This window comes from Macromonas bipunctata (assembly GCF_002837135.1).
GTDB classification, from domain to species: domain Bacteria; phylum Pseudomonadota; class Gammaproteobacteria; order Burkholderiales; family Burkholderiaceae_C; genus Macromonas_A; species Macromonas_A bipunctata.
Genome location: NZ_NWBQ01000003.1, coordinates 1 through 11,582, shown reverse-complemented (window position 1 = coordinate 11,582; position 11,582 = coordinate 1). Strand labels below are relative to the sequence as shown.

Annotated in this window: 12 protein-coding genes; 6 read left to right on the top strand and 6 right to left on the bottom strand. The window is 64.2% G+C overall.

Annotated elements, in window-relative coordinates:
- Positions 1-35: 35 nt before the first annotated feature.
- Positions 36-737, bottom strand: a complete 702-nt coding sequence (locus tag CON76_RS00490) for a pseudouridine synthase (protein WP_101101028.1) — start codon at positions 735-737, stop codon at positions 36-38.
- Between CON76_RS00490 and yaaA the strand changes: the two genes are divergently transcribed.
- The 3 genes from yaaA to queF are packed head-to-tail and all read left to right on the top strand — an operon-like array spanning position 736 to position 3,353.
- Complete coding sequence (gene yaaA, locus CON76_RS00485; protein ID WP_101101108.1) at positions 736-1,515, top strand: peroxide stress protein YaaA; 780 nt, start codon at positions 736-738, stop codon at positions 1,513-1,515. The genes CON76_RS00490 and yaaA overlap by 2 nt on opposite strands.
- Before the next feature lie 17 nt (positions 1,516-1,532).
- Complete coding sequence (locus tag CON76_RS00480) at positions 1,533-2,468, top strand: 2OG-Fe(II) oxygenase (RefSeq protein ID WP_101101107.1); 936 nt, start codon at positions 1,533-1,535, stop codon at positions 2,466-2,468.
- A 6-nt stretch (positions 2,469-2,474) separates the two neighbouring features.
- The gene (gene queF, locus CON76_RS00475) at positions 2,475-3,353 is read left to right on the top strand and encodes an NADPH-dependent 7-cyano-7-deazaguanine reductase QueF (RefSeq protein WP_101101025.1); all 879 of its coding nucleotides are present in this window, start codon (positions 2,475-2,477) and stop codon (positions 3,351-3,353) included.
- Between the two features lie 38 nt (positions 3,354-3,391).
- Here the strand turns inward: queF and CON76_RS00470 are convergent, their stop codons facing one another.
- Positions 3,392-4,951: a methyl-accepting chemotaxis protein gene (locus tag CON76_RS00470; RefSeq protein ID WP_101101023.1), complete on the bottom strand. Its 1,560-nt coding sequence runs from the start codon at positions 4,949-4,951 to the stop codon at positions 3,392-3,394.
- Positions 4,952-5,054: 103 nt separating this feature from the next.
- On the bottom strand, positions 5,055-5,636 hold the full coding sequence (locus CON76_RS00465) for a PAS and helix-turn-helix domain-containing protein (RefSeq protein ID WP_101101021.1): 582 nt from the start codon (positions 5,634-5,636) through the stop codon (positions 5,055-5,057).
- Between the two features lie 101 nt (positions 5,637-5,737).
- On the opposite strand from CON76_RS00465, the gene CON76_RS00460 reads away from it, so the two are divergent.
- Both CON76_RS00460 and CON76_RS00455 read left to right on the top strand, forming a co-directional pair.
- The gene (locus CON76_RS00460) at positions 5,738-6,442 is read left to right on the top strand and encodes a CoA transferase subunit A (RefSeq protein ID WP_101101019.1); all 705 of its coding nucleotides are present in this window, start codon (positions 5,738-5,740) and stop codon (positions 6,440-6,442) included.
- A 14-nt stretch (positions 6,443-6,456) separates the two neighbouring features.
- Positions 6,457-7,095, top strand: coding sequence for a CoA transferase subunit B (locus tag CON76_RS00455; RefSeq protein WP_101101017.1), 639 nt, complete (start codon positions 6,457-6,459; stop codon positions 7,093-7,095).
- Between the two features lie 72 nt (positions 7,096-7,167).
- On the opposite strand, the gene CON76_RS00450 is transcribed toward CON76_RS00455, so the two are convergent.
- The 3 genes from CON76_RS00450 to recJ form a co-directional block, all read right to left on the bottom strand.
- A complete protein-coding gene (locus tag CON76_RS00450) occupies positions 7,168-8,607 on the bottom strand; it encodes a DNA cytosine methyltransferase (protein WP_101101015.1) in 1,440 nt (479 codons plus the stop codon).
- A gap of 61 nt (positions 8,608-8,668) precedes the next feature.
- Entirely contained in the window at positions 8,669-9,373 is a 705-nt protein-coding gene (locus CON76_RS00445) for an RluA family pseudouridine synthase (RefSeq protein ID WP_240592692.1), read from the bottom strand.
- A complete protein-coding gene (recJ, locus tag CON76_RS00440) occupies positions 9,370-11,115 on the bottom strand; it encodes a single-stranded-DNA-specific exonuclease RecJ (RefSeq protein WP_101101012.1) in 1,746 nt (581 codons plus the stop codon). Before recJ ends, CON76_RS00445 begins: the two co-directional genes overlap by 4 nt.
- Positions 11,116-11,249: 134 nt before the next feature.
- On the opposite strand from recJ, the gene CON76_RS00435 reads away from it, so the two are divergent.
- Positions 11,250-11,582, top strand: a 333-nt coding sequence (locus CON76_RS00435) for a helix-turn-helix domain-containing protein (protein ID WP_145995279.1), incomplete at its 3' end; no start/stop codon positions are given.

Here is an 11,582-nt window from a genome sequence, read left to right as displayed (position 1 = left end):
GTGTACGGCAGAGCTGAAGGGCAAAACGTTCGATTTTACGGGGTGGTGGCGCACGGCCAGCGTGCCCATTCTGGCCCCAGCGGGGCGTGCAGGTGCAAGGGCTGGCCGGTGACGGGATGGGGCAGTGTGAGCGTGCTGGCGTGCAGCCACAGCCGTTGCAGGCCCAGCCACGCGGCCAACTGGCGGTTGAGTGGCCCTTTGCCGTGGGTGGCATCGCCAATGATGGGGTGGGCGATATGCTTCATGTGGCGGCGCAGTTGGTGCCGTCGGCCCGTGTGGGGTTGCAGCTCGACCAGAGCGCAGCGGGTGGTGGCAAAGTCGCCTTGGGGCAGTGGCAGTTCGCAGCGCGCCAAGGTGCGGTAGTGCGTCAGTGCGTCCTGGATTTCCTCACGCTGGTGGCGCATGTCGTCGGGCATGCGTTTGAGCGGGTGGTCGATCACGCCCGCCTCGGCGGGCCAGCCGCGCACGATGGCGTGGTAGGTTTTTTGCAGGTCGGTGCCGTGCTCGAACGCCTGGGCCAGTGCGCGGGCGGTGTCGGCATCGAGCGCAAACAGCAGCACGCCGCTGGTGCCTTTGTCGAGCCGGTGCGCCGGCCACACGGGCTGCCCGATCTGGTCGCGCAGCAGTTGCACCGCAAAACGGGTTTCGCCCGCGTCCAGGCCGGTGCGGTGTACCAGCAGGCCCGGCGGCTTGGCGATGGATACCAGATAATCGTCTCGATAAAGGATGGTCAGCATGTTGTTTGTATTGTCACCGGCCAAGGCGCTGGATTACGAAACGCCCCCCATTACCACCACCCACACCCAGCCGCTGTTTGTGCCGCAGGCCTGCGAATTGATCGAGGTGCTGCGCGGCAAGTCGTTGCAGGAAGTGGCCTCTTTGATGGACTTGAGCGACCCATTGGCGGCCCTGAACGTGGCCCGCTACCAGGCGTGGCAACCTGTTTTTACGCCCGAGAACGCCAAGCAGGCGGTGCTGGCCTTCAATGGTGATGTGTACGATGGCTTGAGCGCCAAAACCTTGGCCGAGGCCGACTTGGCGTGGTTGCAGGCGCACTTGTGCATCCTGAGCGGCTTGTATGGCGTGCTGCGCCCGCTGGATCTGATGCAGCCGTACCGGCTGGAAATGGGCACCCGCCTGGCCACCGCGCGCGGCAAGAACCTGTACCAGTTCTGGGGCGGGCAGATTGCCGATTACCTGAACCAGTGCAGCGCCGCTCAGCCTGAGCCGGTGCTGGTCAACCTGGCCAGCGAGGAATACTTCAAGGCCGTGAACCGCAAGGTGCTCCACGCTCGCGTGGTGACGTGCGTGTTCGAGGAGCTCAAAGCCGGGCGGTACAAAATCGTCAGCTTCATGGCCAAGCGTGCGCGGGGGCTGATGATGCGTCATGCCGTGCAGCAACGTGCCCGCACGGTGGCCGACCTCCAAGGTTTTGCCGCCGAAGGTTACCAATACGTGCCCGCTGCGTCCGAGCCGGACCGGCTGGTGTTTCGCCGTGATGCGCGCCCGGCTTGAGCGGTGGCGGTATGAACATGACGCAAACCATTTCCCCTGAACTCCGGAGCTGGATCATCGCCCAGACCGAGGCCGGCTGCGCGCCCGAGGCGCTGTTGCAGTCCATGCGCCAGGTGGGCTGGCAGGACGACGTGGCGCTGGACGCGCTGGTGGTGACGCTGCATGCGCACCTGGCGCACCATGCCCCCGACGCCCGCGCCGCGTTGCCCGTCGAGGTGTGGCAGCAGGCCGAGGCGCTGGCACAGCAGCATGTGCCCGGTGCAGATGATGGATCCGCCGCTGGCGCTGTGCCACGGGTCACCTTTCCGCAGCCCGACTTGCGCGGTTCGCCGCGCGAGCTGGACCTGGGCGACCGCGTGGTGCCGGTGTGGCTGCACATGCGCCGTCCGCAGCTGGCGGTGTTCGGCGACTTCTTGTCGCCCGAGGAGTGCCAGGCGCTGATCGAGGCCGCGCAGCCGCGCATGGCGCGCTCGCTGACGGTGGAGACCGAAACCGGTGGCCAGGCCGTCAACGACGACCGCACCAGCAGCGGCATGTTCTTGCGCCGGGGCGAGAACGAGCTGGTGGCCCGCGTCGAGGCCCGCATCGCGCGCCTGCTGCAGTGGCCGGTGGAGAACGGCGAGGGCATCCAGGTGCTGCACTACCGCCCCGGCGCCGAATACAAGCCGCACTACGACTACTTTGACCCCGACCAGCCCGGCACCGCCCGCATCACCCAGCGCGGTGGCCAGCGCGTGGCCACGCTGGTGATGTACCTCAACGAACCCGCGCGCGGCGGCGGCACCACCTTCCCCGACATCGGGCTGGAAGTGACGCCCCAGCGCGGCACCGCCGTCTATTTTGGCTACGAGCGTCCGCACCCCTCCACCCAGACCCTGCACGGCGGCGCGCCGGTGCTGGAGGGCGAGAAATGGGTGGCCACCAAGTGGCTGCGCGAACGCGAATTTGTCTGAACTGCTATGACACCACACACTTTTGCCCACCCCGCCGGGGTGCAACCCGAACATTCGCCGCTGGGTCAGATCAGCGCCTACGCCGACCGGTACGACCCGGCACTGCTGTTCCCGCTGCCGCGTGCGCCCAAGCGCGCCGAGCTGGGCCTGAGCGGCGCCACGCTGCCCTTCATGGGCGCCGACCTGTGGACGGCCTACGAGCTGAGCTGGCTCAACCCGCGTGGCAAGCCGCAGGTGGCGCTGGCGCACATCATGGTGCCCAGCGAGACGCCCAACATCATTGAGAGCAAATCGTTCAAGCTCTACCTCAACAGCTTCAACAACAGCGTGTTCGACAGCGCGCAGGCGGTGCAGGACAGGCTGCGCGCCGACCTGAGCGAAGCGCTGTGGCGCGGCGAGGCGGTGCGCTCCAGCGTCGGCCTCAAGCTGCTGCTGCCCGAGCAGTTTGGCCGCGAGGCGGTGCAGGCGCTGGACGGCCTGAGCCTGGACCGGCTGGACGTGGAATGCACCGACTACACGCCCGCGCCGCACCTGCTGGGCGCCGACCACAGCCAGGCCGTGATGAGCGAGGTGCTGGTGAGCGACTTGCTCAAGAGCAACTGCCTGGTGACGGGACAGCCCGACTGGGCCAGTGTGCAGATTGCCTACACGGGCGCGCCCATCGACCACGCGGGCTTGTTGCGTTACTTGGTGAGCTTTCGCAACCACAATGAGTTCCACGAGCAGTGTGTGGAACGCATTTTTATGGACGTGTGGACACGCTGCAAGCCGCTCAAGCTCAGCGTGTACGCCCGCTACACGCGCCGGGGCGGGTTGGACATCAACCCTTGGCGCAGCAGCCACCCACAGCAGCCACCGGCCAACGTGCGCACCGCACGCCAATAATCCACAGCAGCCCGCCAAGGTCGGCGGGCCATGCCACTTTAGGGCAGCCGGAAGATGGCCACCGCACGGTGCAGGCTGTCGGTGCCTTGGCTCAACTGGTGGGCCGCGGCGCTGGACTGTTCCACCAGCGCGGCGTTCTGGTGCGTCACGCTGTCGAGCTGCGTCACGGCGGTGTTGACCTCGGCAATGCCTTGGGATTGTTCCTGCGTGGCGGTGCTGATGTGGTCGGCCAGGCCGCTCATTTTGCGCACCTCGTCGGCCAGCGTGTCGATGGTGCTGGCGGTGTCGTTCATCTGGCGCGCGCTGTGGTGGACTTGCTCCACCGACTGGCCAATCAGGGTGTGGATCTCTTTGGCGGCATTGGCGCTGCGTTGGGCCAGCGCCCGCACTTCCGACGCCACCACGGCAAAGCCGCGGCCTTGTTCGCCCGCGCGGGCCGCTTCCACGGCGGCGTTGAGGGCCAGGATGTTGGTTTGGAAGGCGATGCTTTCGATGGTGCCGATGATCTCGCCCATCTTCTGCGACGAGCGTTCCATCTCCTGCATCGACTGGCTGACCGCCTTGAGCATCTGCTGCCCCTGTGCCGCCACCTGGCTGCTGTGGTGCGACTGCTGCGCCACCTGTTGCGCGGCGTCGGCGGTGTGGCGCACGGTGCTGGAGACCTCCTCCATGGCCGAGGCGGTTTTTTCCAGGCTGGTGGCCTGGGCCTCGGTGCGGTGCGACAGGTCGGCGCTGCCCGAGGCGATCTCCTGCGCCGAGCGGCTAAAGCCGTCCACCTCGCTGCGCACGTCGCCAATCACGGCCCGCAGGTTGACCTGCACCTGCGCCAGGTTGCGCACCAGCGAGTACATGGGTTCGGGGTAGTGGTTGTCGATTTGTGTGGTCAGGTTGCAACTGGCCATGTCGCTGGCAAATTCATTGGCGTGCTCAATGGCTTGCACCAAGTGCGCTTTGAACCACAGCAAAATACCGCCTGCACCCAGCGACAGCGCCAGAAACTGTGCCCCGGTTTCTGCCATGCCGCTCAAACCCAGCAGGCCCGGTGCCAAGCCCAACAGCGTCATCAGCAACAGGCCGCTGCCCAGACGCTGGGTGCTGTTGAGGTGTTTGTAGCCATCGAGCCAGCCGCGCCAGCCCAAACGGCGTACATGGCCCGCGACCAAGGTGGCGGTGGGGCGGCCTGTCTCGCGTTCGTGGTTGACTTGGGCGTACAACGCCTCGGCGGCTTGAATTTGTGCCCGCGTCGGTTTGGTGCGCACCGACAGGTACGCCACGGGCTTTTTGCCCTGCATGATGGGCGTGACGTTGGCCACCACCCAGTAGTGGTCGCCGTTCTTGCGCCGGTTCTTCACCAGCCCGGTCCACGGCTTGCCGCGCCCGATGGTCTGCCACAAGTCCTTGAAGCCCTCGGGCGGCATGTCGGGGTGGCGGATCAGGTTGTGGTTCTGCCCGATCAGCTGGTCGTGCTCGTAGCCGCTGACGTCCACGAACGCCTTGTTGCAGTGCGTGATATAGCCGCGCGTGTCGGTGGTCGAGACCAACATCTCGTGGGCGGGGTAGTCGTACTCGCGCTGGGTGACGGGAAGATTGAGTTTCATCGGAAAACAGGAGGGGCTGCGGGCGTTGTGGCGTGTTGTACCCTGATTTCGGCACGCCGCGCGGCAAAAATATGGCAATGGCGGATTATTTTCGCCTTTTTGATCACTCCGACACCAGCTTGCGCGCCAGTTCGGCGGAACTCTTGGCCTGGTACTTGCGCATCAGGCGCGCGCGGTAGATGTCCACCGTGCGCGGGCTGATGCCCAGCACCTTGCCAATTTCCTTGGCGGTCTGGCCCTTGAGCACCAGTGCGGCCACCTCGCGCTCGCGTGCAGTGAGCTCAGCGCTGACGGGGCGGCGTGAGCTCAAATCCTCAAAACTCCAGATGCCGCCCGCGTGCGGGTCGGTGCGGTCAAAGGCGCGCCCGGTCACGTGGCACCAGAAGGTTTGCCCCTTGAAGCGGCCATCGACGCGGCGCATGATGCGGTCGTCGGCGTAGTGCCCATGCGCGTTCAGAATCGGGCTGATGCGCTCGCCGGTGCGCTCGAATTCGCTGGCGCTGGGGTACAAAATCTGGAAGCTCTGGCCGATGAGCTGCTCGCGGCTGGCGCCGAACATCTCGCACAGCGCCTGGTTGCAGTCCACCATGGTGCGGTGGTACGACAGCACCAGCCCCACCGGGGCCAGGTGGAACGCCAGCTGGTAGTCCACCGGGGGTACGGTGGCAAGGGAGGCCAGGGACATGGGGCAACGCGGGGTAAGGGTTGGTCTTTACGCAATACTGCGTATGTCGGCACGTAGTATCGTATGCGTTTTACGGGCTTTCCAACAGGAGACTTCAAGCGATGAACAAGGTATATCCGAGCGCCGCGGCGGCGCTGGACGGTGTGGTGGCCGATGGCCAGCTGATCGCCGTGGGCGGTTTCGGCCTGTGCGGCATCCCAGAGGCGCTGATCGACGCGCTGCGCGACAGCGGTGTCAAGAACCTGACCGCCATTTCCAACAACGCGGGCGTGGACGGTTTTGGCCTGGGCAAGTTGCTGGAAACGCGCCAGATCAAAAAGATGATCTCGTCCTACGTGGGCGAGAACAAGGAGTTTGAGCGCCAGTACCTGGCCGGTGAACTGGAACTCGAATTCACCCCGCAAGGCACGCTGGCCGAAAAGCTGCGCGCCGGCGGCGCGGGCATTCCGGCTTTCTTCACCAAAACCGGTGTGGGCACGCTGGTGGCCGAGGGCAAGGAACACCGCGAATTCAACGGTGAAACCTACATCATGGAACATGGTTTGTTCCCCGAAGTGGCGCTGATCAAGGCCGACGTGGCCGACCGCTCGGGCAACCTGCGCTTTAACCTGACCGCGCGCAACTTCAACCCCGCCGCTGCCACCGCTGGCAAGATTTGCATTGTGGAGGTGGAGCGCATTGTGGAAACGGGTGACATTGCCCCCGATGACGTACACCTGCCCGGTATTTACGTCCACCGCATCGTGGTCAACCCGACCCCCGAAAAGCGCATTGAAAAGCGCACCACGCGCGAACGCAAAGTTTAAGGAGCTGGTAGAACATGGCCTGGAACCAAGACCAAATGGCCGCACGTGCGGCACAAGAACTGCAAGACGGCTTTTACGTCAACCTCGGCATCGGCATCCCCACCCTGGTGGCCAACCATGTGCCCAACGACATTGAAGTCTGGCTGCAAAGCGAAAACGGCATGTTGGGCATTGGCCCATTCCCGTACGACGATGAAGTCGATGCCGACCTCATCAACGCGGGCAAACAGACCGTGACCACCATCAAAGGTTCGTCCATTTTTGGTTCGGATCAGAGCTTTGCCATGATCCGTGGCGGCAAGATCAACCTCTCGATTCTGGGCGCGATGCAAGTCACGGCCAGCGGCGATTTGGCCAACTGGATGATTCCGGGCAAGATGGTCAAGGGCATGGGCGGCGCGATGGACTTGGTCGCCGGTGTCAAGCGCGTGATTGTGCTGATGGAACACGTGGCCAAGAAAAAAGACGGTACCACCGACCTGAAGATCCTGCCGCAATGCACCCTGCCGCTGACGGGCAAGGGCGTGGTAGACCGCATCATCACCGATTTGGGCGTGATGGACGTGACCCCCGAAGGCCTGAAGCTGGTGGAGTTGGCCGACGGCGTGACCCGCGAGGAAATCCAGAGCAAGACCGGCGTGCCGCTGCTGTAAGCCGACAGTTGCCCTGTTAAAGAACGGTGCCAGTCGCGAGCCTGGGGCCGTTTTTTTATGCGTGTCTATTTTTCAGGCAGAGTCCGTCTTGGTGTGGCGACGGTCGGCTGTGCGCTGGAATTGCGCTTCCCACTCCACATCGCTGGTATTTTTGTAGCGGGAATAGGAAAAGCCCGGTACTTGGGCCACGGGCTGGCCCTTGAGCAGCGCCATCACGGTTTGCCCAATGGCACGGCCCAGGCTGGCAGGTGCCGTCTTGCTAACCTGTTTGTATTGCTCCACCAATGGCCCGGCCAGCGTCCAGTCGTCGGGGAATTCCTGCACGCGCTTGTATTCCTCCACGGACAGCGGACGCAATTCCTGCGGATGCGCCAAGTCGGTGGCGGGCATGGCCGGGTGTGTGACCAGTGTCGGTGCGGGCTTGTCCCAGGCCAGACGGCGCAAAAAGCCGGTTTTGCCACCGCCTGCATGGTAGGAGTTGCCCAAGGCCTCTTTTTGCAAGGCTTCGGGCAAGTTTTTCCAGTTTTGGCCTTCACCCAGCAAGCGGTAGTAGTGCAGGCGCTTTTCCGGAAAGTTCAGGTGGTGGTGCGCGGTGTGTTCCAGCCCTTTGGTGGCTTGGCGGAAGGTTTTCCACTTTTTCAGGCCGTGCTGGCCTTGTTCGCTGTGGCTGGGTGGCAGGTAGGGCGGGCGTGAGCCATCGCGCGTACACAGAATCACCACACGTTCGCGCACCTGCGGCGTGCCAAAGTTGGCGGCGTTGTACAGGTTGAACGAGTAACCATAGCCGTGGCGGCGGATTTCATTCAAGACAAAATTCAGCGCGCCACCGGGTAGCTCGTCCAGTGTCAGATCGGGAAACTCCGTGCCGCGCAGTTCGTGGGGGCGGTGTTGCATCGGGCACGACAGCAGGCCGCGCACGTTTTCAATCACCAGATAGCGCGGGCGGATGGCAAAAGCCAGATTCAGGTAGCTCAGGAATGCGTTGCCGCGCTCATCGTTGAAGCCCTTGCGCTTGCCTGCCGTGCTGAAGGCTTGGCATGGCGGGCCACCCACCATCAAATCGACTTCCTGCCCCGGTTCCAGTCCGGCGTAGTGCAGCACTTGTTCGGCGCTGTATTGGTTGATGTCGCCGATCAGGGCCGTGTCGGGGCGGTTGAGTGCAATTGTCTGGCGGCAGTATTTGTCCATCTCGCAGGCCAAGCGCACGTCAAAACCGGCCTGTTCAATGCCCAGATCCAGTCCCATCGCGCCGGAAAAAAAGCTCAAGGCAATCGGTTTGCCGCTGCTGGCGCTGCGCCGTTGGGCGGCGCAGTTGGCCATATAGCGCGGGTGGTCTTCAGCCACTTGGTGCGCGGTGCGCAGGGCGTAGCGGTGCAGGCTGGCGGCGGATACCAGCCAAGTGGAGCCTATTTTGCGTGCGTCCAGACTGCCATCACGGCAGAGCGTACGCACGCGCTGTACGCTGACTTGGAGTTGTTCTGCGGCTTGCTGGATGGTGTGTTCGGTACTCATGCAATGTTTCCTTGTCGAAACTTTTTGCATGATAGCATCTTGGCGATTTGTCCAAATTTTTTTAAAACGGTGGCGGGCAATCAAAGCGCATAGTTTGTCCATTGCCCGGATGCGGCAACTCAATGGCACACGCGTGCAGCAGCAGGCGTGGGGCGGCTTGCAACGCCGCATCGTCGGCGTACAGCTCATCGCCCAGAATGGGATGACCGATGGCTTGCAGGTGTACCCGCAGCTGGTGCGATCGACCGGTGACGGGCTCCAGGGCCAGCCGCGTGGTGCCGTGTGCCAGTTGGGGGTGGGGGGCGGTGTGCAGCGCGCGCCAGCGTGTGTGGCTGGGTTTGCCGATGTCAAAATCCACTTTGCTTTTGGGGCGGTTGGGCCAGTCCACGATCAGCGGCAAGTGGATGTCGCTCCAGCCGTCGGCATCGGCGCTGGCGGTGTCGGGCTGGCCCGCCACCACGGCCACGTACTGTTTGTGGACTTGGCGTTGGGCAAACGCGCGGCTGAGCCGGCTTTGTGCCTCGGGGCCACGTGCCAGCACCAGCAGGCCCGAGGTGCCCATGTCGAGCCGGTGCACGATCAGCGCATCGGGGTACAGGGCTTGCGCGCGGGCGCTGAGGCAGTCGGCGTTGTCGGGGCCGCGCCCAGGCACCGACAGCAAGCCAGCGGGTTTGTTCAGCACCAGCAGTGCGTCGTCGGCGTACAGCACGGCGATGCCATCGGGCACTGGCAAGGCTCGCCAGGTGCGGGGCGGGGCAGGGGTCACAGTTCGGCCCCTTCCACCAGAAAACGCACCCGGCGCTGGCCGTTCCAGTCGTCGGAATCCATCCGGAACGCCAGCCGCGTGCGCTCGGGCAGGGTGTTGGTGTGGCCAAACCAGATGGCATCCACCAGTTCGTGGCCGTGCTTGACCTTGAGGGCAAGGTGCTTGCTGGTTTGCCCCACCAAGCGTTGGCTCACAATTTCCAGTTCCTCGCAGAACACCGGCGGCGCAAAGCCTTGGCCCCACACTTGCTGTTGCAGGGTATCCACCATGTCCGAGGCGCGGTATTTGGGGTCGAGCGGGCCGTCGGTTTCCAGCTTGCGTTGCAGCGTGGCTTTGTCCAGCCATTCGTTGGCGATGTGTTGTAAGGCTTGGCAAAAGGTGTCGAAATGGTCTGCTGCAATGGTGCAACCCGCAGCGGCGGCGTGGCCCCCAAAGCGCAGCAGCACGCCGGGGTGGCGTTTGGCGATCAAGTCCAGTGCGTCGCGCAGGTGAAAGCCTGGAATGGAGCGCCCGGAGCCTTTGAGTTCGTGTGTTTTGCCGGTGGCCTGGCTGGCGGCAAACACAAAGGTCGGGCGGTAGAGCTTGTCCTTGAGGCGTGCGGCCACAATGCCCACCACGCCTTCGTGAAAGCCGGGGTCGAACAGGCACAGCGCAGGCGGTGGCGTGTCGGTGCTGTCGTCCCACAGTTGTTCGGCCAGTTGCAGCGCCTGGTCGCGCATGTCGCTTTCGATGGCTTTGCGGTTGCGGTTGATGCCGTCCAGCGTTTGTGCCAAGGTGGCGGCGTGTTGTGGGTCGTCGGTGCTCAGGCAGGCGATGCCCAGCGTCATGTCGGCCAGTCGTCCGGCGGCGTTGAGGCGCGGCCCCAGGCCAAAGCCCAGATCGGTGCCGTTGGCTTGGCGCGGTTCGCGTTGCGCCACACGCAGCAGTGCCGCCATGCCAGCTGGCAACTGCCCGGCGCGGATGCGCTTGAGTCCTTGGGCCACCAAACGCCGGTTGTGTGCGTCGAGCTTGACGACATCGGCCACCGTGCCCAGTGCCACCAGCGGCAGCAGGGTGTCGATGCGGGGTTGGCTTTGGGTATCGAACACGCCCCGCGCACGCAATTCGGCGCGCAAGGCCAGCAGCACGTAGAACATCACGCCCACCCCGGCAATGGCTTTGCTGGCAAAGCCGCAGCCCGGCTGGTTGGGGTTGACGATCACGCAATCCTGCGGCAACTGCACTTCGCCATTGATGACGGCGGGCAGGTGGTGGTCGGTGATGAGCACTTGCAGCCCCAGTTCGCGCGCACGCGCTACGCCGTCCACGCTGGCAATGCCGTTGTCCACCGTCACCAGCACATCCGCCCCGCGTGCGTGGACGCGCTCGGCAATGCTGGGGGTCAGGCCGTAGCCATCGGCCACGCGGTCGGGCACCAAAAAGTCCACCCGGTCAAAGCCCAGCGGCGCGCCCAGCATGCGCAGGCCACGCAGGCCGGTGGCGCAGGCGGTGGCACCGTCGCAGTCGTAGTCGGCCACGATGCAGATGCGTTGCTGCTGTGCCATCGCGTCGGCCAGCAGGCGGGCGGCCTCGGTGGTGCCCAGCATCTGCGCTGGGGGTTGCAGCAGGCTGAGTGCGTCGTCCAGTTCGGTGGTGTTGGTGACACCCCGTGCGGCGTACAGCCGGGCCAGCAGGGGGTGAACACCCGCCTTTTCCAGTGCCCAGGCGGCGCGTGGGGGTACGTCTCGGGTCACAATTTTCATCAATCTGCGCGGGAAACCCCGACATTCGTGCCGGGGAGGGATAGCGCGGCTTGCACGGCAAGCCCCTGAACCCGCTCCTTTCTGGGCGAACTATCTTCTGGGTGGATGGGATGGTTTTCGTGTAAATTGCGCACATGGACATCAAGCGCGCGTACCGCTTCCGGTTTTACCCTACGCCCGAGCAAGAAACTCTCTTGGCCCAGACGTTTGGTTGCGTGCGCTTTGTCTACAACCACATGCTGCGCCTGCGCCGCGGAGCGTGGGAACAGCGTCAAGAACGGATGGGCTACCATGACACATCTGCCACGTTGACGTTGCTCAAAAAGCAGTCTGAATACGCTTGGCTCAACGACGTGTCCAGCGTGCCGTTGCAGCAGGCGCTGCGCCATTTGCAAACAGCGTTCGGCAATTTCTTTGCCAAACGAGGGCGCTATCCGCAGTTCAAACGCAAGGGCGGCCACCAGTCG